Raw genomic sequence first — 23,790 nt, forward strand, 5'->3', positions numbered from 1 at the left:
ACCTAGTTACAGTAGGTCTTCTTGATACCGTTTTTGGATTCATTTGTAGCTTTCTTGGTCGAGTCTTCCAGGGCCAGGTTTGCCAGCAGCGGGCTGCTCACACTGTTGGGCGTACTGATCTGGTTAAGCGGGTTATACGTGCTGGTCAGCGAGGCCACGGCATTGCCAGGGACGGTGACTGCCGATGGCGGCACCACCGGCGTGGTCACCGGCACGGTCACCATTACGGAAGCTGGCACGATCAACCTGCCATTTGGCGCCAGCAAGGTAACGGGCGCGCCGCGGCTGTTGATGCGCACGGTATCGGCAGCGATCAGATCGCCGTTTCTGGCCAGCACATTGATGCCGCCCGTCGCCAGCACATCGAGGGTGGCCGCACCGGCAAACGTGACGCCGGTACCGGCCGTCACCGCGACGGTGCGCGCCGCATTGACGCGCGCACCGTCGCCGAAGCTCACGCCCGTGCTGGCGTCGATGGTGATATCGTTGGCGCTGATGGCGCCCTGCACGTTGACCGGACTGTGTGCGATCAGGGTCACGTTGCCGCTGCCGCTGGCAATGGCATGGCTTTCAACGCCACCGGTGCTTTCGATACGCACATCGCCAGTCCCCGTAGCGAGGCTGCCCAGCACCAGCACATCGGGCGCGCTGGTCGTGGTCAAGGCTATGCCGCCGGCGCCGCTATTGCTGGCGCTAAAGCTTTTAAGGCGATTGCCCGCATCGTTCAGCACCGTTCCGCTTTGCGATTGCGTTGCCAGGCTGTTGGCCACCACGGCGCCGCTCTGGCTGATGGCACCCGTGCTGGCGGTCAAGCTGATGGCATTGGCCGCCAGCGCGGCAAACCGCAGATCGCCACTGGCCTGGCTGATGGCCAGGTTGCCGCCCACGTTGATGGCGCCGGCGCTCTGGCTGAAGCTGTTGCTGATCGTGACATTGCCCGAACCGCCGAGCAAACCACCGCTTTGCGCGTAGTTGGCAGCGCTGAAGGCGCCATTGACCAGCAGGCTACCGCCGGTCAGGTTCAGGCCGCCGCGCGAGGTAAAACTGTTGAGTACGGTGTCGCCAGCGGCGGCCGTGTACACCACGGTGCCGGTGCTGGCCGCAAAATCAGCTGCCAGCACGTTGCTGCCGCTTGGCGCCACGCCACCTTCCCAGTTGGCGGCATCGCTCCACAAGCCGCCGCTCGCGCCGATCCAGGTTGACAAGGCGCGTTGCGCAATGCTGGCCTGCGCCACGCCGCTATTGGTCGTCAAGGTGTAATTGCCGGCATCACTGCCAGCCAGTTGGAAGCCGCTCACGGCCACGGCTTTGCCGGTACCAAAATTGCGGTCGGCAAAGACGCCGCTACCGCCGGCCAGACTGACCGCATCCTGGCCGATCACGCCGGCCACGGTGCCGCTGACACTGGCCGCTTGCGTGCCGTCATACACTTTGTCGCTGGCGCTGATGCTGCTCAGAGTCAGTGCCGCGCGGGCAATGCTGGCGGTGGTCGCGCCACCGGATGCTGCCAGCGTGTAGTTACCGGCATCGGTGCCGGACAAGCTGGCATTGCTTACCGTAACAGTCTTACCGCTGCCGGCATTCTTGTCGGCAAACGCGGCGCTGGCCGAGATATTGAGAATATCGCCCGCGAGTCGGTTATCGGCAATCGCGACCGTGGCCGCGCTGCCGCCGTCATACACCTTGTCGTTACCGGTAAAGCCCAGGGTCAGGGCGCGTTGCGCGATGGTGGCGCTGGTCGCGCCGGTGGTCGAGTCCAGCACGTAGTTGGCGGCATCGGTGCCGGACAGGCTGGCGTTTTGCACTGCCACCACTTTATTTGCACCGGCGTTCTTGTCGGCGAAGGCGCCAGTGGCCGTTGCTGTCAGTACGTCGCCAGCCACACGGTTGTCGGTCACTGCGACGGCGGCGGCGGTGTTGCCGTCGTAGGTCTTGCCCGCTGCCGTGAAGCCGAGCGACAGTGCGCGCTGCGTGATGGTCGCGCTGGTCGCGCCGGTGGTTGAGGTCAGCACGTAGTTGGCTGCATCGGTGCCGGACAGGCTGGCGTTCTGCACTGTCACCACTTTGTTGGCACCGGCGTTCTTGTCGGCAAAGGCGCCAGTGGCCGTTGCCGTCAGTACGTCGCCAGCCACACGGTTGTCGGTCACTGCGACGGCGACGGCGATGTTGCCGTCGTAGGTCTTGCCCGCTGCCGTAAAGCCGAGCGCCAGCGCGCGCTGCGTGATGGTGGCGCTGGTCGCGCCGCTGGTTGAGTCCAGCACGTAGTTGGCGGCATCGGTACCGGACAGGCTGGCGTTCTGCACCGTCACAACTTTGTTGGTGCCTGCGTTTTTGTCAGCAAAGGCGCCAGTAGCCGTTGCCGTCAGTACGTCCCCAGTCACTCGGTTGTCGGTCACTGAAACCGTGGCGGCAGTGTTGCCGTCGTAGGTTTTTCCAGCAGCCGTAAAGCCCAGCGCCAGCGCGCGCTGCGTGATGGTCGCACTGGTAGCGCCGGTGGTCGAAGTCAGCACATAGTTGGCGGCATCGGTGCCCGACAGGCTGGCGTTCTGCACTGTCACCACTTTATTTGCACCGGCATTTTTATCGGCAAAAGCGCCAGTAGCCACTGCCGTCAGCACGTCACCAGCAACACGGTCATCGGTCACGGCGACGGCGGCGGCGGTGTTGCCATCATAGGTCTTGCCGGCTGCCGTGAAGCCGAGCGCCAAGGCGCGCTGCGCAATGGTGGCGCTGGTGGCGCCGGTGGTCGAGTCCAGCACATAGTTGGCAGCATCGGTGCCGGACAGGCTGGCGTTCTGCACTGTCACGACCTTGTTGGCACCGGCGTTCTTGTCGGCAAAGGAACCCGTAGCCGTTGCCGTCAATACATCACCACTCACGCGGTTGTCGGTCACGGCAACCGTGGCAGCAGTGTTGCCGTCATAGGTCTTGCCAGCGGCCGTAAAGCCGAGCGACAGTGCGCGTTGCGTGATGGTGGCACTGGTGGCGCCGGTGGTCGAGTCCAGCACATAGTTGGCTGCATCGGTGCCGGACAGGCTGGCATTTTGCACTGCCACTACTTTATTGGCACCGGCGTTCTTGTCGGCGAAGGCGCCAGTGGCCGTTGCCGTCAGTACGTCACCAGCAACACGGTCATCGGTCACGGCGACGGCGGCGGCGGTGTTGCCATCATAGGTCTTGCCGGCTGCCGTGAAGCCGAGCGCCAAGGCGCGCTGCGTGATGGTGGCGCTGGTCGCGCCGGTGGTCGAGGCCAGCACGTAGTTGGCGGCATCGGTGCCGGACAGACTGGCGTTCTCCACCGCCACGACCTTGTTGATGCCTGCGTTTTTATCAGCAAAAGAGCCACTAGCCGTTGCCGTCAGTACGTCACCAGTCACACGGTTGTCGGTCACTGCAACCGTGGCGGCAGTGTTGCCGTCATAGGTCTTGCCGGCTGCCGTGAAGCCGAGCGCCAAGGCGCGCTGCGTGATGGTGGCGCTGGTCGCGCCGGTGGTCGAGTCCAGCACGTAGTTGGCGGCATCGGTGCCGGACAGGCTGGCGTTTTGCACTGCCACCACTTTATTTGCACCGGCGTTCTTGTCGGCGAAGGCGCCAGTGGCCGTTGCTGTCAGTACGTCGCCAGCCACACGGTTGTCGGTCACTGCGACGGCGGCGGCGGTGTTGCCGTCGTAGGTCTTGCCCGCTGCCGTGAAGCCGAGCGACAGTGCGCGCTGCGTGATGGTCGCGCTGGTCGCGCCGCTGGTTGAGTCCAGCACGTAGTTGGCGGCATCGGTACCCGACAGACTGGCGTTCTCCACCGTTACGACCTTGTTGGTGCCTGCGTTTTTGTCAGAGAAGGCGCCAGTGGCCGTTGCCGTCAGTACGTCACCAGCGACACGATTATCGGACACAGCAACGGTGGCGGCGGTGTTGCCGTCATAGGTCTTGCCGACGGCCGTAAAGCCCAGCGCCAGTGCGCGTTGCGTGATGGTGGCGCTGGTGGCGCCGGTGGTTGAATCCAGCACATAGTTGGCCACATCGGTGCCGGACAGGCTGGCGTTCTCCACCGTCACGACCTTGTTGATGCCCGCGTTTTTGTCGGCAAAGGAACCAGTAGCCGTTGCCGTCAGTACGTCACCAGTCACTCGGTCGTCGGTCACTGAAACCGTGGCGGCGGTGTTGCCGTCGTAGGTCTTGCCGACGGCCGTAAAGCCCAGCGCCAGTGCGCGTTGCGTGATGGTGGCGCTGGTGGCGCCGGTGGTTGAATCCAGCACATAGTTGGCCGCATCGGTGCCGGACAGGCTGGCGTTCTCCACCGTCACGACCTTGTTGATGCCCGCGTTTTTGTCGGCAAAGGAACCAGTAGCCGTTGCCGTCAGTACGTCACCAGTCACTCGGTTGTCAGTCACTGCAACCGTGGCGGCGGTGTTGCCATCATAGGTCTTGCCGGCTGCCGTGAAGCCGAGCGCCAAGGCGCGCTGCGTGATGGTGGCGCTGGTGGCGCCGGTGGTCGAGGCCAGCACGTAGTTGGCGGCATCGGTGCCGGACAGACTGGCGTTCTCCACCGCCACGACCTTGTTGATGCCTGCGTTTTTATCAGCAAAAGAGCCACTAGCCGTTGCCGTCAGTACGTCACCAGTCACACGGTTGTCGGTCACTGCAACCGTGGCGGCAGTGTTGCCGTCATAGGTCTTGCCGGCGGCCGTAAAGCCGAGCGACAACGCGCGTTGCGTGATGGTGGCGCTGGTGGCGCCGGTGGTTAAATCCAGCACATAGTTGGCAGCATCGGTGCCGGACAGACTGGCGTTATCCACCGTCACGACCTTGTTGATGCCTGCGTTTTTGTCGGCAAATGAACCAGTAGCCGTTGCCGTCAGTACGTCACCAGTCACGCGGTTGTCGGTCACCGAGACCGTGGCGTCGGTTTTGCCGTCGTACGTTTTACCCGCTGCCGCAAATCCCAGCGTCAGCGCGCGCTGCGTGATGGTGGCGCTGGTCGCGCCGGTGGTCGAGGCCAGCACGTAGTTGCCAGCATCCGTGCCGGACAGGCTGGCATTCTCCACCGTGATCGCTTTGTTCGTAGCCGCATTCTTGTCGGCAAAGGCGCCGCTGGCCGTTGCTGTCAGCACGTCGTTCGCGACACGATCGTCAGTAATCGTCAAGGTCGCCGCCGCGTTGCCATCATAGGTTTTATTGACGCCGGCGAAGCCGAGATTGAGCGTGCGCGCCGTGATGGTGGCACTGGTGCTGCCTCCGTTGGCCAATACATAGTTGCCGGCATCGTTGCCACTGAGATTGCTCTCGGTCACGCTGTAACTGACATCCTTGGTGGCGCCCACGTTCTTGTTGTTGAAACTGCCCAAGAGGCCCGTTAGCTGGACCTGGTCGCTGCCGATCACGCCAGTCAGGTTGCCGCTGATGCTGGCGGTGGTGTTGCCATCGTAGATTTTATTGGCCGCGCTGACATTGCCCAGGGCGAGAGTGGCGCGGGTGATATCGGCCGTGCCAGTGGCGGTATCTGCCAGGCTGTAATTGCCCAGTTCATTACCGGTCAAAATGGTCAGGCCGCTGACCGTGACCGGCTTGTTGGTGCCAGCGTTCTTGTCGAGAAATTGCGCAGCGGTGCCAGCCACGCTCACGGAGTCTCCGCTGACGACGTTGTCCAGGCTTAACGATACATTGGCAAAGCCGAGCTCACTGTCGTACACCTTGCTGCCGCTCAGGATGACGCTCAACGCACGCGGCGTGATGGACACGCTGGTGGCGCCGGCATAGCTGATGTCATACTGGGTGGACCACAGGCCGCCCAATGCATAGGTGCCGACATTGCGCGCGTCGCCATACGTGGCCGTGCCGCTGGCGCCCAGGTCGCCATTGAGCAGCCCGACATAGCTGAGCGGACCGACACTGGCCACCTGGCCGTCGTAGACGCGGCTGGAGGCACCGCCGGCGGTGACCTGCAACGGCGTCAGGAACGCCTTCAACAGCGGCGTGGTATGGCCCTCGTAGATGCGCCAGACGGCATTGTCGCCGAAATTGAAGCCGCCGAAACTGCTTTGCTTGCTCATGTCGGCCGTACTGCGCCCGGTGGAGCCGCCCTGGTCAAAATAAGTGCCGGAGGTTTCGTAGTTGAAGAGCGCCGGCCCCACGCCCGCGCCAGGATCGGCGCGCCCGACCACGGCGCCCACGGTCCCGGAGGTGGCGTTATTGCTCGATACAGTGCCAGAAAAATACAGGCGGCTGGCGCTGCTGCCCGACACGCTCCAGCCGATGACGCCGCCAAGGTTGTTTGGATAGATGTCGTAGACCCTGACCATGCGAATGGCGCCGGTCGCGTAGGCGTCGCCGATGGTGCCGCCATTGCGTCCGACCAGTCCGCCTACATCAGCCCCGCCATCGACGCTGCCGATGGCATACGCTTGCGCGATGGCGCCGTTGTTATTGCCGACCAGGCCGCCCACTTGTCCACCGGGCGCATTGACCGCGCCCGTGGCGCGGGCCACTGTGATCGTGCCGCCGCTGTTATTGGCGCCGACCAGGCCGCCCACGGTAGAAACGCCCGCATTATTGCGAGAGTCGAGCCCCGTCACGCTGCCAGTGGCGGTGACATTGCTGATCGTGCCGGTATTGGCGCCCACCAGGCCGCCGACATTGGTATTGCCGCTGATGGACATGCTGCTGGTGACGTTGCTGATCGTGCCGCCACCATTGTTGCCCGCTACCGCGCCCACATTGTTACCGCCGACAACGCTGCCGCCTACCATCGCTAGGTTGCGGATGGTGCCCCCCTGCAGCCGCGCGAACAGGCCGCTGCCGAAATACGGTGGGTTGACGCCGCCGTTGATGGTCAAGCCGCTGATGCTGTGATTGCCGCCATCGAAGATGCCCGCGTAAGCCATATCGTCGCCAGTGAACATGGGCGCAAACCCCGTGCGCCCATCGCCCCGGTTCCAGTTGGCCGTGCCGCTGGCGTCGATGTTGGCCACCAGGCTGTAATGCTTGTTGTAGCTTTGCGTGCCGATCCCTTGCAGGCCGTACACATCGGCGATCTGGTACGGCGTTGCCGCGTCGCCATTTCCGCCCCTGACGCGCAAGAAGCTGCCGTTGTTGATATTGAAGCTATAGGCGGAAAATGCGGGCAAACTGGCATTATTCTGCACCCAGTTACCGCCATCGAGTATGAAAGCGCCGCCGACGCTGACGATGCCATTGGCGCTGATCACCCTGTCCGAGCCGAAGGAACCGGCCGCGACAGTCAGCCCATTCGCGACGGCCACGGCGCCGTTCAGGTTGATATTGCCACCGGTGCGCAATTGCAGCAGGTTGAGGTTATTCGAGTTGCTCAGGTCGAGCGCGCCCTGCAGATTCAGCGCGCCGGCGTAGTTATCGTTGCCGATCGCGATGGTCGATGCGGCGACGGATTTCAGCTCGCTTTCGGTCAGGCCCAGGCTGTCGATGCTGTCCGCGCCGGCGCTGCCGATCTCAATGCTGCCGCTGTTGCTGCGACGATTCAGGCTAACGGTGCCGGTGCCGGTCCCGGCGCGGATCGATTGGGACGAGCCACCCAGGCTCATGTTGTCAGCCGTCAGGCTGACGGTGGCGCCCGCCGACAGGCCACCGCCGTTACCGACCGTCAGGCTGGCGGCCGTCACGTTGAGTTCGCTGTCGGCCTGGTGCATGGCCAGCTTGTTCGTGGCGACCAGGGCGCCGCCGGTTTCCAGGTTCAGGTATTTGATGCCGTTTGTCGCTTGCTGGTCAACCAGGTTGACCGGGGCGCTGATGGCAATACCGCCAGAGCTGGCATCGCCGATATTGACGGTATTGACGGCAACGCGGTTCAGCTCGGCGCTTGTCAGGCCCAGCGCATTATCCGGTTTGCTGCCCAGGTCGATTCGGCGACCGTTGCTCAATTGCTTGATGGTCAGCGCGGCCAGGCCACCGGCGCCGCCGAAATTGAGGCCTCCGGTAAAGCTGATATTGTCGGCCTGCAAGCGCACGGTCTGCCCTTCCGCACCGCTGCCCACCAATTGATCGCCGGTGCCGCTCAGCGCAATGCTGCCGTCCGCCAGATTGCTTTTCAAGCTCAGGCTGCCATTGCCGACGTTGACCGTGCCGGCACCCAGGATGCTGGCGCCGGACAGCGTAACGTCGCCATAATCGGTGCTGATGGCCGCGTTCAGGTTGACGCTGCCGCTGGCGCCATAAGCCATGCCGCCGGCCGCATCGTTGGCCGACAGGTTGACCGCGCCGCCAATGGTGGTGATCGCTGCATTGACATTGATCGCCTCGCCTGCCTGAGCAGTGAGCCCCGCGCCGCTGTTGACCATATTGATGGCGCTGTTGAAAGTGATGCGGTGCGTCGCCTGCAAGATGACGTTGCTGCCGGCATTCGAAATCGTGTCGGCGCCGACGGTGGCGTTGAGCGGCTCGTCGGCAAACTGATCGACACTCTGCAATTGGCCGTTGTAGCCGGCCACGACTTCGATATCGTAGGGATCGAGCAGCCAGTTGCCGCGCTTGCCGCGCCGCGCGCTGGTATCGACGCGGATGCCATCGACCGCCAGATAACGGCCGGACGTTTCCACCATGCCGCCATTGCCCGACGCCGCGCCGCCGCGTGCCGAAATGCTGCCGAATACGCGCGCCGTCTCGTTGCCCCAGACGATGACCTTGCCGCCGTCGCCGTTCTCTAACGCGTCGGCGGCGATGTTGGCATCCTTGCCGACCGCTACCTGGCGTGCGTTGGCAATCGCCGCATTTTTACCCTGGTAGTCGCCGCCCAGCAGCACGGTACCGCCGCCGGTGGCGCCGCTGGCGTCCACGCTGGCATTGCCCTGCATGCCAACCTGGTTGCCCAGCACGGTAATCTCGCCACCCTTGCCCACCGCACTGGTGGCGCTGGTGACGCTGCCATTTTCCAGCAGCGTCTTGCCGCTGGCTTTCAACACGATCTTGCCGTTTTCTCCGACCACCGCGCTATTGGCGTTGAGTACGCCACGCTGGTTCAGCAGCGCGCCGGCCATGCCGATACGTCCGCCCTGCGCCACCACCTGGCCGATGTTGATGGCCTGGTCGGCCGGTGCCGACAGCACCACGCGCAAGTCCGGGTTGGCGGCGTCGGCCAGTTGCACGCTGTGGCCGGCGGCCAGCAGCACGTCGCCGTTCGGCGCCGTGATGATGCCGCTGTTTTCCACGTTTGGCGCGATCAGCAGGATTTGCCCACCGCTGCCGGCGTTGATGGCGCCCTGGTTGATGACAGCGCCGGCCGTGTCGCCGGCCTTGAAGCTCATCTTACCGGCCAGAAAATCCTGGTTCGACAGCGCCAGGCTCGAGGCCACCAGCCCCGCCACATCAACGCGGGCGTCGCGGCCGAACAGCACGCCGTTCGGATTGATCAGGAACACCTTGCCGTTCGACTGCAGGGAACCGAGGATCTTGCTGGGGTCTTGCCCGGTGATGCGGTTCAATACGCTGCTGCCGGCGTTTTGCTGGACAAAACGCGTGATCTCACCGGCATTCACGGAAAAACTTTGCCAGTTGATGATGGTATTAGGCGTATTGGTGATGGTAAACAGGTTGCCCTGCTGGTTGAACGTGGCCTGGCCATGCACCACTTGCGGCGCGACCGGATTGGCATGGGCGGCATTGAAACAGGCGGCGATCAGCAGCGCCAGCGCGGTCCGGCGCAGCGGCGGCTCGAAGGGGTGGCTGGCGGGCACGGTGCGCAATGGTTTTGGTTTGGTCATGATGTTTTATCCTTGGTACCTCAGTACCTGAGTACCTTAATACGAGAGCGCAACCCGGAAATGCAGGCGATTGGCGTCGCGGCGCCCGGTCTGGCCCGGGTTGACGACATGGGCATAATCGAGCTGCGCATTGGCGTAGCGGCTGAGCAGCATGCGCAGGCCCAGGCCGGCCGAGCCGATCGCCATGCTGTCGATTTCGCCAGGCAGGACGTGATTGCGGCGCACCCAGCCGGTGTCGTAGAAGGCCAGCGCGCGGCACTGGTAGCCGCCATTGCCGCACCAGTTGGGCGTGTACAGTTCCAGGTTCAGGTTGGCGCCGCTGTCATTGGCCACTTCGCGTTCGAGAAAACCGCGCACCGAGGCGCCGCCACCCACGCCGAACTGCTCGCCCGGCACCAGCGCATCGGGCGTGTACTGGCCGTTGAACAGCGCGCGCCATTGCCAGTCGTTGCCCAGCACCTGGCTGTAGCTGCCGCTCAGGCGCAAGGCGCTGTAGCCGGCCTTGGCGCCCACCCGCGCCAGGGTAAAGTCGCGCTGGCTGCCGTTCTTGCCGCCGGCAATATTGCGCGCCAGGGTCACGCCCACGCTGGCCTCGCCGTCCGGCAAACGCCAGGCGCCGATGTAGGCGATGCTGACGGGACGTACCGTCACATCCGTGCCCAGCTCGGTGCCGAAGAATTGCAGGCTGTTGCGGTAAGCCTTGAAGTCCAGCCCATAGACCAGCTTGGGTTCATAGTTGTCGCGTTTGCCGAAATTCTGGTTGTAGCGCGCGCCGGCGGTGGTGCCGCGGCCACTGACGGCCAGGTCAACGATGCCGGCCGACACCGTGCCCGAATCGACATTCGAGTAACTGGCGAAAAAGTCCAGCGAGTCGCCCAGCGCGTACAACGGCACGTGGTAACCGACACCATAGACGCCGATCTGGCTGCCGTGTTCGAGCGAGGTGGTGTACTGCACGCTGGCCACGTGGTCGCGGCCCCACAGGTTGGCATGTTGCAGCACCACGCCGGCATGGGTCTTGCCGGAAGCGTCGCTGCCGGTATTGTCGAGGTTGAGCGTGGCTTTCCAGGGGCGTTCATCCACCACCGTGATACCGGCATCGACCTTGCCTTCGGCTTCGCCACCGGCCAGCCGCACTTCCAGCTTGCGGGCCGGGTTTTCATTGGCCAGCTTCAGGCTCAGGCCCAGCGCCGGCATGTTCGGCGTCTGCCCTTCGACCAGGGCTGGCAGTGCGCGCCGCACATTGGCGTCGTCCACGTACTGGTTGCCGGAAATGGTTACCTTGCCTACCTGCGTCTGCAGCACGTTCAGGCGCACGGCGCCGTGGGCGAGCTCCTGCTCCGGCAACATGACCAGCACCAGCGTGTAGCCGCGCGCGCGGTAGGCGTTTTCCAGCGCTTCGACCGCCCGCTGGATATCGCCAAAATCGCGCTGCTGGCCGGCAAACGGCGCCACCAGCGCTTGCACAAGTTGCTCACCGAGCAAGGTATCGCCGTTGACCTCGTAACGGGCGATATCGAAACGGGGCGTGTCGGTGGGGGTATCGGCCTTGGAATATGACGCGCACAGCAACAGCGCGGAACCTGCAAGCAGGCGCACCAGACGATCGTTCATGTGTGAGAGTTCTTGTGAGTGCATGGCCAGCCAGGCGCGGCTGGGCATCAATTGAGTGAAAGCAAATTTTAGACGGAATATGGTTTCCAGTCAGCAATTTCCCTGCCGCCGGTGCTTATTTCGTCTCGAATGTGGTTACGCCGTCCCAATCCGCGCCGGGCGGCGTGGCGCGATACTGCTGCAGTCGCGCGGCGTACAGCCGGCGCAGCCCATCGTCCGGTAATGCCAGCAGGATGGCCTCGGCGCCATCCCAGTCACGTGCACGTAACAGTCCCAGCACGCGCGACCAGCTGGCCAGCAGCGCCAGTTCGGCCGCATCGGCGTCGGCAAGCAGGCCGCGCGGCTCGAAAATGGCCACCGGTTCGGTCTTGCCCTTGACCCGTACGCGGTCCAGCTCCCGATACGCGAACTGCGGCGCTTGCGCCCGCGTAAATTCGCTCACGGCAATGCCCACCCCATATACCTTGGTGATGCCTTCCAGCCGCGCCCCCAGGTTGACGGCGTCGCCCATCACGGTATAGGCGCGGCGGATGCGCGAGCCCATGTCGCCCACGTGCATCAAGCCGCTGTTGAGGCCGATGCCGATCTGCAGCGGCGGCCAGCCGCGCGCCTGGAATTGCTGGTTCAGGCGCGCCGCGCTTTGCTGCATCAGCAAGGCGCTGGACACGGCCCGGCCCGCATGATCGGCAAACGCCACCGGTGCGCCCCAGAACGCCATCACGGCGTCGCCGATATATTTGTCGAGGGTGCCGCCATGGCTGTCGCGGATGTCTTCCGACATGGCGGTCAGGTACAGGTTGATGTATTCGCGCAGCTCCTGCGGTGTCATCTGCTCCGAAATGGCCGTGAAGCCGCGCACGTCGGCAAACAGCACCGTCAGTTCGCGGCTTTCGCCATCCATGCTGTAGCGGTCGGGATTGTCGGCCATCTGCGCCACCAGTTCCGGCGCCACGTACTGGCCAAAGCGCGACACCAGCGCCCGGCCCTTGCGCACCTCGAAGAAATAGCCCCAGGCCAGGTTGGCGACGAACAGCGCGGCGATCAGCAGCAGCAGCACGGCGCTGTCGAGGACGGCGTCGGCACTGTGATACAGCCACCAGTTGACGCCCAAGGCGCAGGCCAGCGCACCGACGGCCAGCAGCACCGCCATCGCCGGGGTGGCCAGCGCCAGCGCGCCGCCCAGCAGCAGGCCCACCAGCACCACCTGGCCAAATTCGATGGCCAGGGCGTAATCGGGACGCGACTTGAAATGGCCGTCGAGAATGGACTTGATCAGGTTGGCGTGCACTTCCACACCGGGAAACTCGGCATTGACGGGGGTGGCGCGGATATCGTTGAGGCCGGCGGCAGTGGTCCCCACCAGCACGATGGCGCCGCGCAGCACGTCCGCCGGCACTGCGCCCATCAGGACATCGGCGGCCGACACGTAACGGAAGGCGCCGCCGTCGGGGCCGCCCTTGCCGCGAAATTCGATGGTGGTGGTCAAGGCTTCGCCGACCGGTATCGTCAGTTGTCCGCGCGGCGTAAACATGGCGATGCGGTCGAGGCCACCATGCTCGCGCTCGGCCTCCGACATCTGGTCCAGGGTCTGGGTGAACACCGGCGCAATCGCGCGCGCCTTCAGGTACACGCTGGCGGTGGCCAGCGACAGCGACGGATAATAGCCGTCGCCGATGCGCTGCAGCAGGGTCGATGAGCGCAGCACGCCGTCGCTATCGGTCAGGGCCGTGAAAATGCCGGCGCCCTGCGCCGCGTGCTGCAACTGGGCCAGGTTGGCCTCGTAGCCGGGCGCGGCAAACGCGGTCACGGTGCGGCCGTTCAGGTCGGCCAGCGTGAAGGCCGGCTGGGGCAACACGCCCTTCTTTTGCCGGTCCGACACGCTGTAGCCGAGCACCACCGGCTGGCCGCGCATTGCCTCGGCAAACAGCGCGTCGTAGTCCATCTGCGGTTTTAAACGTTCGAGCTGGCTGCGCAGGCCCGGCACGCCGGCCAGTTCGCCCCGGGCCAGGCTGGCCAGCACGCCGTAGCCGGAACTGGTGTCGGCTTCGGGAAACGAGATATCGAAGCCCACGGCGCCCACGCCGTAATGGCCCGTCAGCTGGGTGACCAGGCGCGCCTGCACGTCGCGGCCCCAGGGAAAGCGGCCGATCTGGTTCAGGCTTTTTTCATCGATATCGACGATCACGATGCGCGGGTCGAGCTGCGGCGTTTCAACGCGCATGCGCATGTCGCCCAGCATGGCGTCGAGCCGGCCGATGGTGTCGCTGCCGAAGATGCCGATGCTGGCGCACGCGGCCACCAGCGTCAACAACGCGCCCAGCAACAGCCGCGCGCCATGCCGGGACCAGCCGGAACGCCAGCGCATCAGGGCACGTAGCCGGGAATGCGCGACTCGTCGATGACGTCGATCTGGCGCGGGTCCATGTGCTGCTGGGCGAACTCGCTGTACACCTTGCTGCGGATGAAGATGTCGAACAGTTGCGGATCGATGTGGCCGTTAAGCGCGAACTTGCCGAGGATGTCGAGCGACTCCGACAGCATCTTGCCCTTCTTGTAGGGCCGGTCGCAGGCAGTCAACGCCTCGAAGATGTCGGCGATCGCCATCAGCCGTGCCTGCACCGACATCTGCTCGCCGCGCAAACCACGCGGGTAACCCTTGCCGTCCATCCGTTCGTGGTGGCCGCCCGCGTACTCGGGCACGTTGCGCAGGTGGCGCGGCCACGGCAGCGATTCGAGCATGCGCACCGTGACCGAGATGTGGTTGTTGATGATCTTGCGCTCGTCGGCCGTCAGCGTGCCGTACTGGATCGACAGGTTGAGCACCTCGTCGGCGTCGAGAAACTGGCGCGCCGCGCCGTCCATGTCGGTCCACACGCGCGCGCCGATGTCGCGCACGCGCTGCTGGTCGGCCGGGGCCATGCCCTCGCCACCCACGTTGGCTGTGCGCAGGAACGCGCGTTCAGCACGCAGCGCTTGCTGCTGCGCCGCCAGCGCCGCGTCGATGTCGGCCAGCGCCGTCGGGGTGGCGGCGCCATCGGTCGCCATTGCCAGCTTCTGTTCCAGCGCGGCGATTTTGGCATCGCGCTCGAGCACCTCGTAGCGCGTATCGACCAGCGCGATGCGGTCGAAAATGGTTTCCAGCTTGGTGGCCTTGTCCACCACGTGGACCGGCGTGGTGATCTTGCCGCAGTCGTGCAGCAGGCCGGCCATCCACAGCTCCTTGCGGTCGGCGTCGGTCATGCGGAAGTGGGCCAGCGGGCCCGTCTCGGTGGCGTGCACCGCCTCGGCCAGGCGCATGGTCAGCTCGGGTACGAACTGGCAGTGGCGGCCCGTGTACGGCGATTTTTCATCGATGCCGATGTTGATCAGGTTGACCAGCGACTCGAGCAGTTCTTCGAGCTGGGCGATCAGGCGCTGGTGGGTCAGCGCCGCCGCCGCCTGGGCCGCCAGCGCCTCGATGAAGCGCTGGTCGGTCTGGTTGAAGGCGATGATGGTGGGGCCCGGATCCGCCTCGGATTGCGGCGCGCGCGCATTAACCAGTTGCAGCACGCCCGTCAGTTCACCCTCGTGATCGCGCATCGGCACCGTCAGGATCGACTTCGAATGGTACTGGCGTTGGCGGTCGAAATCGAGCATGCCCGAGAAATTGAAACCCTCGGCCTGCGGCTGGTACACATCGGCCACATTGACGGACTCGCCCGAGTGCGCCGCATACGCGGCCACGGCCGACAGGTTGGGCGCGCCATTGGCGTCGAACAGCGGGATCGCCGGTGCGCGGATCGGTTCGCCGCCAGGGCCGCCCTGGTGGATGGCCAGGGTGTCATTGATCAGGATGTGAAAATCGAGCGCGCGGCGGTCGGCACTGGGACGATACAGGGTGCCCCCATCGGCATTGGTCATGCGCTTGGCGACCAGCAGGATGTGCTCGAGCAGGATGTCGGTATCGTGCGACTTGCCGAGCGCAACGCTCAGTTCGGTCAACAGGTCGAGGCGCTGGGAGATTTGGGAAGGGGTTAACTCTTGCATGGCGAAAGTGTATCCTCAGTGCAAGTTCGTGTACATGACAGATTTCCCGCTTACATAATTTGAACACAGCTTGTTGTGTTTTTACCCTGCCTGGCGGAAATAAAGCTATCATCGCCCAGAAAAACGACTTTAAAAATGGCACAGCACCAGGGGTACGCATGAAATTCACATTCTGGGGAGTGCGTGGTTCGATTCCCTCACCAGGCCCGCGCACCATGCGCTACGGCGGCAACACCACCTGCATCGAAGTTCGCACCGACAACGACACCCTGCTGATCCTCGACGCCGGCACCGGCCTGTTCCCGCTGGCGCAATCGCTGCTGCAACACCAGACTGGCGACATCCACGCCAACATCTTCATCACCCACAGCCACTGGGACCACATCCACGGCCTGCCCTTTTTTACGCCGCTGTTCGTGCGCGGCAGCCGCGTGCGCCTGCACGGCGTGACCGATCCCGACACCGGCCACGGCATCGAGCACGTGATGAACGTGCAGCTGCAAAACAGCTACTTCCCGGTCAGCGAAACGCAAATGAGCGCCACCATCGAGTACCAGTCGCTGGTGGCGGGCGCGCCCATCACGGTGGGCGATGCCACCATCTCCAACGTGGTCATGAACCACCCGGTGATCAACCTCGGCTACCGCATCGACTGCCACGGCAAGTCGGTGTTCTTCACCGGCGACCACGAACCGTTTTACAACCCCCATCCCGCAGACCATCCCGAGCATGCGGCAGCCGAGCAGCAAGTGCGCGCGCGCACCGCTGCCATCGACCGCCTGGTCGCTGGCGTCGATGCCTTGATCGTCGATTGTTCCTACACGAGGCAAGAGTACCCGGCCAAGCAGGGCTGGGGCCACGGCACGTTCGATGAGGCGATGGAATTAGCGCTGCGCTGCGGCGCGAAGGCGCTGTACTGCACCCACCACGAGCCGACCCGCAGCGATGACGAACTGGAAGCGGTGTTTGCGGAAGTGATGGCGCGCCACGCGGGGCGCCTGGGGGGATTGACGGTAAAGCTGGCTTACGAGGGGCTGCAGGTGGTGCTGGACTGAGCCGGCACCGCTGCTCAATACGACCTAAATACGACCGGACCAGTGCCGGGCCGCCCCGGCCCTAAGATTACTGGGATGACGGCAACTACCCGGCGCCAGGATTGCGGGGACGAAATCAGGCAGCAGCAGCGAGCGCCGCGCCACGTGGCAGCGAGCGACGGTCGGCCAGCGCACGCAGGCGCGCCACGGCAGCCTGCAAGTTGAACGATTTACCTGCACGCAGGGCCGACACCATCTGGGTGGCGATGCGCAGCGCCGGCGCGGCGGCGTTCTTGGCGGTGGCGCCGTAAGGCAGCACCAGGCGGTAGCGGCCACGGGTGCGCGGCACCACGCCGACAAAACCGACCGACACTTCGTTGAGCGCCAGGCGGCGCAATTCCATCGCGACCTGCTGCACCACGCGCACAATTTGCGGCACGCCTTCGGCACGCAGGCCGACCATCGCGGCCTGGTTGCGCACGCCCGGCAGCAGTGCCAGCAAACGCTGGTCGAGCGAAGCCATGGCGACCGGGTTGGCCGGTGCGTCGTCAACTTCAAGAATGCTGAGAAGGCATGGCTGGGTGGAATAGCGATTGTCGCTGTCCATGTAACGCTGATCGATGATTTTCATGTTCTGCTTTGCTGTTTGAATCCAGCCCGTATTGTGCCCGCCGGGGGGCATTTCGGTAAGCAGCCAAAGGAGTATTCTTACGTAGGAGCTATCCCACATTTAAGCCCTGCGTAATCGTGCGGTGGTAACTCGGAATCGCTCGCTTCAGGTCATGGCGCGTTGCAGCATATTGTACCCGACCCGGGCGACAAGGCATGCACGCATTGGGGTATGCTGACAGCAAGCCCTGCCCACTTTCCCCCTTTACCGAGAGCCTTCGATGAATACCGAAACCTTTATCCCGGGTAAAGACCTTGCCCTCGAGACGACCATCGCCAACCTGCAGACCAGGCTGGCCGCGCGCGGCTTCCTGCTCGACGAAATGGCTGCGCATCAGTCCGTCAACGGCGTGTGGTCGCTGCGCCTGCAGGACCGCGACTGCCCGCTGCTGTACGCCAACGGCAAGGGCGCCACCGAACTGGCTGCACGCGCCAGCGCCTGGGGCGAATTCGCCGAGCGCCTGAGCACGCATTATTTCTGGACCCACTATCACCTGGGCACAGCCCGCGCCAGTGCACCGGTGGTGCACCATCCGCGCGAAAAATGGTTCGCACCGGCCACCGATGGCAGCTGGCCGGCAGACGTGCTCAACCCGGAGCTGCATGCGCTCTACAACCCGCAAGGCGACATTCCCGCCAGCGCGCTCATCGACATCAATTCCGGCAACAGCGCGCGCGGCATCTGCGCCCTGCCCTACACGCGCCTGCGCGATGGCGCCACCACCTACATCCCGGTCAACATCATCGGCAACCTGTACGTGAGTAACGGCATGGCGTCCGGTAACACCCTCAACGAAGCGCGCGCCCAGGCCCTGGCCGAAATTTTCGAGCACGCCACCCAGTACCGCATCATCGCCGAAGGCCTGTGCCTGCCGGACGTGCCGGACGACGTGATCGCCCGCTTCCCGCGCCTGCGCGCCAGCATCGAAGCGCTGCGCGCGGCCGGCTTCGGCGTGCTGGTCAAGGATGCTTCGCTGGGCGGTAAATACCCGGTCATGAACGTCACCCTGGTCAATTCCACCGACCAGGGCGTGCTGTCGTCCTACGGCGCCCATCCGCGCCTGGAGATCGCCCTCGAACGCGCACTCACCGAGCTGCTGCAAGGGCGCCCGCTCGAAGCGCTGGCGGGCTTGCCCGAACCGGGTTTCGACATGACCGAAATAAACGCGGTGACCAACCTCGAGATCCACTTCGTCGATTCGAGCGGCGTGATCAGCTGGGACTTCTTCAGCGACACGTCCGACTACCCGTTCGTCGACTGGAACTTCAGCACCACCACCACCGGCGACTACCAGTGGCTGGTCGATGCGCTTCACGCCGAAGGCAAGGATATTTACGTGGCCGATTTCGACGAGCAAGGCATCTACAGCTGCCGCATCCTGGTGCCGGGATTTTCCGAAATCTATCCGCTCGACGACCTGGAATGGGAGAACAACAGCGCCGGCAACGCGCTGCGTCCGCTGCTGGCGCGCCTGCACGATCTCTCGGTGCAGGAATGCACGTCATTGCTGGCCGAGCTGCAAACATCGCACCTCAACGACGAGCGGCCGGTGTGGGAAATCCTGGGCCTGGCAGTGCCAGCCGGTACGCCCTGGAAGCAGCTGCGCCTCGGCGAACTGAAAACCCTGCTGGCGCTGGTGGTGGGCGACGAAGAAGCGGTGCTGGAAGGCTGCGACTGGATCCGCCACTACCACGACCTGCCCGCGCCGCGCCTGCTAGTGTACCGCTGCATCGAAACCATCCTCAAGCTCGACGAACCGGACAACTACCGCCAGGCGCTCCAACTGCTGTACGGCGCCCCCACGCTGGAACTGGCCGAAGCGCTGCTCGACGGCTCCGAACGCTTCTTCGGCCTCGACGCCCTGGGCCCCAACTTCGAAGGCAGCGCGCTGCACCGAAGTTTGCTGGCGGCGTATGACAAGCTTACAACGGGGCATCCACCAACAACTCCGGCTGTAACGCCCTGATCCGCAACTCCGTAAAATACCCGCCCGCCTCGTTGTAGCGCAGGTAGTGCCGGCCGCAGTCGCGGCAGCGGGCTACCTGGCTGATGTTGCAGGGATAGTAGCGCGGGGCGATCGGGGCGTCCGGGCTGTCGTAGCGGGTGCCGTGCGGGTGGTATTCGGCGAAGGTGGGCTCATCGTACGGATCGTCCACCAGCGTGCCCACTTCGTCGAAGCGGTCCAGCTCGAGGGTCATCGGCAGCGCTTGCCAGGCTGCCAGCGGCACCTGGTTGCAGGTGCAGTCGCCGGTGACCGCTTCGGAGACCAACGCCAGGTCCAGCAACTGCTTGAATTCAATTTTTTGCATGGGATAAAAAAAGGGAGCCGCAGCTCCCTTTGTAGTTTTACAGAATGTGACGTCCAGCCCACCAGGCAATCGCCGCCACGAACGCCGACGCCGGAATGGTGAAGATCCAGGCCCAGACGATGTTGCCGGCCACGCCCCAGCGCACGGCAGACATCTTCTGCGAAGCGCCCACGCCGACGATGGCGCCGGTGATGGTGTGGGTGGTGGAGACCGGCACACCCAGTGCCGTGGCCACGAACAGCGTGATGGCGCCGCCGGTTTCGGCGCAGAAGCCGCCCACCGGTTTGAGCTTGGTGATCTTCTGGCCCATGGTCTTGACAATGCGCCAGCCGCCGAACAGCGTGCCGAACGAGATCGCCGTGTAGCACGAGATGATCACCCACAGCGGCGGCTCGGCATCGCCGGCCTGCGAGTAGCCGGCAGCGATCAGGAGCATCCAGATGATGCCGATGGTTTTTTGCGCATCGTTGCCGCCGTGGCCCAGGCTGTACGACGCGGCGGACACCAGTTGCAGGCGGCGGAACCATTTATCGACCCGGCGCGGCGTGGACCGCACGAAAATCCACGACACGATCAGCATCATGATCGAACCGAAGATAAAGCCCATCAGGGGCGCCAGCACGATGAACACGACAATGTTGATCAGGCCGGCCGACAGCAGTGCGCCGGTGCCGCTCTTGGCCACGGCCGCGCCCACCAGGCCGCCGATCAGCGCGTGCGACGACGACGACGGAATGCCGTAGTACCAGGTGACGATATTCCAGATAATGGCGCCGACCAGCGCGCCGAAGATCACGTATTGATCGACCACGGAGGGATCGATGGTGCCCTTGCCCACCGTGGCCGCCACCGTCAGCTGGTGGAACACGAAGATGGCGACAAAGTTGAAGAAGGCAGCCATGGCGACGGCCGTTTGCGGTTTCAGCACGCCGGTGGAAACCACCGTGGCGATCGCATTGGCGGCGTCGTGGAAGCCGTTCATGAAGTCAAACACGAGGGCCAGGGCGATCAAAATGCCCAGCACCCAGATGCTGATTTGGATGGAATTCATCTGTTGTTCTTTTTCTGTTGAGCTTACGCGTTTTCGACGATGATGCCTTCGATGATGTTGGCCACATCTTCGCAACGGTCGGTCACAGTTTCCAGGATCTCGTAGATGGCCTTCATCTTGATCAGGTTGCGCACATCGGGTTCGTCGCGGAACAGCTTGGACATGGCGGCGCGCATCACGTGGTCGGCGTCCGATTCCAGGCGGTCGATTTCTTCGCAGATGGCAACGATCTCGCGCGAGTTGTCCATGTTATGCAGCAGGGCCACGGCAGCCTGTACTTTCTCGGTGCAGGCCAGGACCAGTTCGGCCAGGCGCTGGGCTTCCGGGGTGACCGAGTGCAGGTCGTACAGCGAGACGGTCTGGGCAGCATCTTCCAGCAGGTCGAGGATGTCGTCCTGGCGGGTGATCAGCTTGTGGATATCGTCGCGGTCGATCGGGGTGATGAAGGTTTTGTGCAGCAGATCCACGGTCTGGTAAGTGATCTTGTCGGCCTGCTTTTCGATGCTTTCGATCGCGTGCACGCGATTTTCCAGGTCGTCGAAGTTGGACATCAGGCCCAGCATTTCTTTTGCACCCTTGACGCACAGGTCGGCGTGTTGGTTAAACAGGTCAAAAAATTTGCCCTCGGTGGGCATCAAGCGTCCAAACATGTCTTTCTCCGATCAATGATTCGTCATTACTACAGGTTGCCGGCCCGGGGTACGGGTCGGCGTAAAGAAGCGTCGCTCTGGGTCTTCCCGGGCTTAATCGCCCTGGTAGAGCGCCAGGTTACCGACGTAATTGCCAAACTTGGTATATTGGCCGATCCAGGTAAGCCGTACCGAGCCGATCGGCCCGTTACGCTGCTTACCGATAATGATTTCGGCCGTTCCTTTATCCGGCGAGTCGGGGTTGTAGACCTCGTCGCGGTACAGGAAAATGATCACGTCCGCATCCTGCTCGATAGCGCCCGATTCGCGCAAGTCGGACATGATGGGGCGTTTGTTGGGGCGTTGTTCCAGCGAGCGGTTCAGCTGCGACAGCGCGATCACCGGGCAGCCGAGTTCCTTGGCCAGGCCCTTGAGCGAGCGCGAGATCTCGGAAATTTCAGCGGTACGGTTGTCGCCCTGCTTGGAACCCTGCATCAGTTGCAGGTAATCGACGATGATCAGGCCGAGCTTGCCGCACTGGCGCGCCAGGCGGCGCGCGCGGGCGCGCATCTCGATCGGGTTCAGTGCCGGGGTTTCGTCGATGAACAACTGGGCGTCGTTCATCTTCTGGATTGCATGCGTCAGGCGCGGCCAGTCTTCGTCGTTGAGGCGGCCGGTACGCAGGCGGTGCTGGTCGAGCTGGCCAACCGAACCGAGCATACGCATGGCCAGCTGGGCGCCGCCCATCTCCATCGAGAAGATTGCCACCGGCAAGCCGGCTTCGATCGCGACGTTCTCGCCGATGTTGACCGAGAACGCGGTTTTACCCATCGATGGACGACCGGCGACGATCACCAGGTCGCCGCCCTGCAGGCCCGACGTCATACGGTCGAGGTCGATAAAGCCGGTCGGCACGCCGGTAATCTCGGACTGGTTGTCGCGCGAATACAGTTCGTCGATGCGCTCGACCACTTGCGTGAGCAGCGGCTGCACTGCGAGCCAGCCAGCGGCGCCACGGGCGCCCTGCTCGGCAATGGCGAAAATCTTCGATTCGGCCTCGTCGAGCATCTGCTTGACTTCCTTGCCTTGCGGGCTGAACGCCTGGCCCGAGATTTCGTCGGCTACGGTGATCAGCTGGCGCAGGATCGAGCGATCGCGCACGATCTCGGCATAGCGGCGGATGTTCGCTGCCGATGGCGTATTTTGCGCCATGGCGTTCAGGTACATCAGGCCGCCGACGTCGTCGGCCTTGCCCAGTTGCGTCAGCGTTTCGAACACGGTGATCACGTCGGCCGGCTTGGACGCGTTGATCATCTTGACGATCTGTTCGAAGATGATGCGATGATCGTAACGGTAGAAATCGTCCGGGTTCATCATGTCGGCGATACGGTCGAACGCGGCGTTATCGCGCAGCAGGCCGCCAATGACGGACTGTTCTGCTTCGATGGAATGCGGCGGGACGCGGAGCGAATCGACTTGCGGATCGGAGGGGGCGTTCATGGCGCGAATTATACCTGCTTAGGCAGTGCAACAAAAAAAACGGGGCGAAAAAAAGCCGGGCGAGCCCGGCTTTTTTTCATGGTATTGCTTACTTGACAGGCCGAAGCCCGATCAAGTCTTAGGCAGCTTCGCCCACAACAGCAACGGTCACTTCAGCGATCACGTCGGTGTGCAGAGCAACGCTCACTGGGAACTCGCCGGTGGTCTTCAGAGGACCGGTTGGCAGGCGCACAGCCGATTTCTCGACAGCGAAACCAACTTTGGTCAGCGCTTCAGCGATGTCGAAATTGGTGACCGAGCCGAACAGACGGCCGTCAACACCAGCTTTTTGCGAAACGGTCACGGTCATGCCGTTCAGTTTCTCGCCTTGAGCTTGAGCAGCAGCCAGTTTAGCGGCAGCAGCTTTTTCCAGTTCAGCGCGCTTGACTTCGAATTCCGCAACGGCAGCAGCGGTAGCGCGGCGAGCCATTTTTTGCGGGATCAGGAAGTTACGTGCGTAACCGTCTTTGACTTTAACGACTTCACCCAGGTTGCCCAGGTTAACGACTTTTTCCAACAGAATGATTTGCATAGTTCTTCTCCAGATGCTTGTCTAAACTACGCAATTAAGCGTGGTGCAGATCGGTGTATGGCAGCAGGGCCAGATAACGGGCGCGCTTGATCGCGGTGTCCACTTGACGCTGGTAGTGCGCCTTGGTGCCGGTCAGACGTGCTGGCATGATCTTGCCATTTTCCTGGACGAAGTCTTTCAGGGTGTCTACGTCTTTGTAGTCCACTTGCTCAACGCCAGCGGCGGTGAAGCGGCAGAACTTCTTGCGCTTGAACAGTGGGTTTTGTTGCTTACGCTTTTCTTTAAGCTTGAGCTTGTTTTTGTCGAACTTTTTACCGAATGCCATGTGAGGCTCCTGTATTTAAATTGAGCTGTCCGTGACAGCACTAAAATCAATGATGTGAAACACCAGGCTTTTGCTATTGCGCGTCTTCTTGTTCAGGAAACCGGTGAACTGGTACACCCCGCCCAGCGGCGCCGCGTTGAACTTGCCTGAAATCTCGCCTGCGGCAACCGCAGAAATTTCAAACTCGCTCAACCGGGCGATTCCCGCCTCCATTTGCTGCGACCGATGCTGGAGTACAGCATTGATGATCGGCATGCCTGCCGGGGTGTAACGCAAGGCGTCACGTTCGGCAATGAGGGCAGTGAACTGGAGCTGGTTCAGCTCGGTTCCTTGAAA

The 23,790-nt window shown here is 63.3% G+C and carries 14 protein-coding genes; 2 read left to right on the forward strand and 12 right to left on the reverse strand.

The features are described 5' to 3' along the window. Window positions 1–2: 2 nt before the first annotated feature. The 4 genes from F8197_RS08645 to F8197_RS08660 form a co-directional block, all read right to left on the reverse strand. Window positions 3–9,725, reverse strand: coding sequence for a YDG domain-containing protein (locus F8197_RS08645; protein WP_152881541.1), 9,723 nt, complete (start codon window positions 9,723–9,725; stop codon window positions 3–5). Between the two features lie 36 nt (window positions 9,726–9,761). Further along, window positions 9,762–11,339 (reverse strand): ShlB/FhaC/HecB family hemolysin secretion/activation protein, encoded by a 1,578-nt coding sequence (locus F8197_RS08650; protein WP_193333376.1) that lies wholly within the window; start codon window positions 11,337–11,339, stop codon window positions 9,762–9,764. Between the two features lie 115 nt (window positions 11,340–11,454). Then, complete coding sequence (locus F8197_RS08655) at window positions 11,455–13,704, reverse strand: CHASE2 domain-containing protein (protein WP_152881543.1); 2,250 nt, start codon at window positions 13,702–13,704, stop codon at window positions 11,455–11,457. Continuing rightward, on the reverse strand, window positions 13,704–15,365 hold the full coding sequence (locus tag F8197_RS08660) for an HD domain-containing phosphohydrolase (protein ID WP_152881544.1): 1,662 nt from the start codon (window positions 15,363–15,365) through the stop codon (window positions 13,704–13,706). Before F8197_RS08660 ends, F8197_RS08655 begins: the two co-directional genes overlap by 1 nt. A gap of 158 nt (window positions 15,366–15,523) precedes the next feature. On the opposite strand from F8197_RS08660, the gene F8197_RS08665 reads away from it, so the two are divergent. Beyond that, on the forward strand, window positions 15,524–16,420 hold the full coding sequence (locus F8197_RS08665) for an MBL fold metallo-hydrolase (protein ID WP_152881545.1): 897 nt from the start codon (window positions 15,524–15,526) through the stop codon (window positions 16,418–16,420). A gap of 115 nt (window positions 16,421–16,535) precedes the next feature. Here F8197_RS08665 and F8197_RS08670 read toward each other — a convergent pair whose 3' ends face one another. Then, window positions 16,536–17,030 carry a hypothetical protein gene (locus tag F8197_RS08670; RefSeq protein WP_019922630.1) on the reverse strand — a complete coding sequence of 165 codons (495 nt, stop codon included), beginning with the start codon at window positions 17,028–17,030 and terminating at the stop codon, window positions 16,536–16,538. A gap of 259 nt (window positions 17,031–17,289) precedes the next feature. Between F8197_RS08670 and ycaO the strand changes: the two genes are divergently transcribed. Then, window positions 17,290–19,035, forward strand: coding sequence for a 30S ribosomal protein S12 methylthiotransferase accessory factor YcaO (ycaO, locus tag F8197_RS08675; RefSeq protein ID WP_152881546.1), 1,746 nt, complete (start codon window positions 17,290–17,292; stop codon window positions 19,033–19,035). Here ycaO and F8197_RS08680 read toward each other — a convergent pair. The 7 genes from F8197_RS08680 to priB all read right to left on the reverse strand — a co-directional run bounded on the left by F8197_RS08680 (window position 18,992) and on the right by priB (window position 23,775). After that, window positions 18,992–19,378 carry a hypothetical protein gene (locus F8197_RS08680; RefSeq protein WP_152881547.1) on the reverse strand — a complete coding sequence of 129 codons (387 nt, stop codon included), beginning with the start codon at window positions 19,376–19,378 and terminating at the stop codon, window positions 18,992–18,994. The genes ycaO and F8197_RS08680 overlap by 44 nt on opposite strands. Before the next feature lie 37 nt (window positions 19,379–19,415). Beyond that, the gene (locus F8197_RS08685) at window positions 19,416–20,429 is read right to left on the reverse strand and encodes an inorganic phosphate transporter (RefSeq protein WP_152881548.1); all 1,014 of its coding nucleotides are present in this window, start codon (window positions 20,427–20,429) and stop codon (window positions 19,416–19,418) included. Between the two features lie 23 nt (window positions 20,430–20,452). After that, on the reverse strand, window positions 20,453–21,079 hold the full coding sequence (locus F8197_RS08690) for a DUF47 domain-containing protein (RefSeq protein WP_019922636.1): 627 nt from the start codon (window positions 21,077–21,079) through the stop codon (window positions 20,453–20,455). Window positions 21,080–21,172: 93 nt separating this feature from the next. Beyond that, window positions 21,173–22,558 carry a replicative DNA helicase gene (locus tag F8197_RS08695; RefSeq protein WP_019922637.1) on the reverse strand — a complete coding sequence of 462 codons (1,386 nt, stop codon included), beginning with the start codon at window positions 22,556–22,558 and terminating at the stop codon, window positions 21,173–21,175. A 118-nt stretch (window positions 22,559–22,676) separates the two neighbouring features. Then, window positions 22,677–23,129 carry a 50S ribosomal protein L9 gene (rplI, locus tag F8197_RS08700; RefSeq protein ID WP_019922638.1) on the reverse strand — a complete coding sequence of 151 codons (453 nt, stop codon included), beginning with the start codon at window positions 23,127–23,129 and terminating at the stop codon, window positions 22,677–22,679. A 34-nt stretch (window positions 23,130–23,163) separates the two neighbouring features. Continuing rightward, entirely contained in the window at window positions 23,164–23,454 is a 291-nt protein-coding gene (gene rpsR / locus F8197_RS08705) for a 30S ribosomal protein S18 (RefSeq protein ID WP_019922639.1), read from the reverse strand. 15 nt (window positions 23,455–23,469) lie between these two features. Then, on the reverse strand, window positions 23,470–23,775 hold the full coding sequence (gene priB, locus F8197_RS08710; RefSeq protein ID WP_056141885.1) for a primosomal replication protein N: 306 nt from the start codon (window positions 23,773–23,775) through the stop codon (window positions 23,470–23,472). Window positions 23,776–23,790: the final 15 nt, after the last annotated feature.

The organism is Duganella sp. FT27W (assembly GCF_009295655.1).
Taxonomy (GTDB): Bacteria; Pseudomonadota; Gammaproteobacteria; order Burkholderiales; family Burkholderiaceae_D; genus Rugamonas; species Rugamonas zoogloeoides.

Excerpts from the sequence above, each read along its gene's own strand:
- F8197_RS08645 (WP_152881541.1), bottom strand. The coding sequence starts at position 9,725 with ATGACCAAACCAAAACCATTGCGCACCGTGCCCGCCAGCCACCCCTTC.
- F8197_RS08650 (WP_193333376.1), bottom strand. The coding sequence starts at position 11,339 with ATGAACGATCGTCTGGTGCGCCTGCTTGCAGGTTCCGCGCTGTTGCTG.
- F8197_RS08655 (WP_152881543.1), bottom strand. The coding sequence starts at position 13,704 with ATGCGCTGGCGTTCCGGCTGGTCCCGGCATGGCGCGCGGCTGTTGCTG.
- F8197_RS08660 (WP_152881544.1), bottom strand. The coding sequence starts at position 15,365 with ATGCAAGAGTTAACCCCTTCCCAAATCTCCCAGCGCCTCGACCTGTTG.
- F8197_RS08665 (WP_152881545.1), top strand. The coding sequence starts at position 15,524 with ATGAAATTCACATTCTGGGGAGTGCGTGGTTCGATTCCCTCACCAGGC.
- F8197_RS08670 (WP_019922630.1), bottom strand. The coding sequence starts at position 17,030 with ATGAAAATCATCGATCAGCGTTACATGGACAGCGACAATCGCTATTCC.
- ycaO (WP_152881546.1), top strand. The coding sequence starts at position 17,290 with ATGAATACCGAAACCTTTATCCCGGGTAAAGACCTTGCCCTCGAGACG.
- F8197_RS08680 (WP_152881547.1), bottom strand. The coding sequence starts at position 19,378 with ATGCAAAAAATTGAATTCAAGCAGTTGCTGGACCTGGCGTTGGTCTCC.
- F8197_RS08685 (WP_152881548.1), bottom strand. The coding sequence starts at position 20,429 with ATGAATTCCATCCAAATCAGCATCTGGGTGCTGGGCATTTTGATCGCC.
- F8197_RS08690 (WP_019922636.1), bottom strand. The coding sequence starts at position 21,079 with ATGTTTGGACGCTTGATGCCCACCGAGGGCAAATTTTTTGACCTGTTT.
- F8197_RS08695 (WP_019922637.1), bottom strand. The coding sequence starts at position 22,558 with ATGAACGCCCCCTCCGATCCGCAAGTCGATTCGCTCCGCGTCCCGCCG.
- rplI (WP_019922638.1), bottom strand. The coding sequence starts at position 23,129 with ATGCAAATCATTCTGTTGGAAAAAGTCGTTAACCTGGGCAACCTGGGT.
- rpsR (WP_019922639.1), bottom strand. The coding sequence starts at position 23,454 with ATGGCATTCGGTAAAAAGTTCGACAAAAACAAGCTCAAGCTTAAAGAA.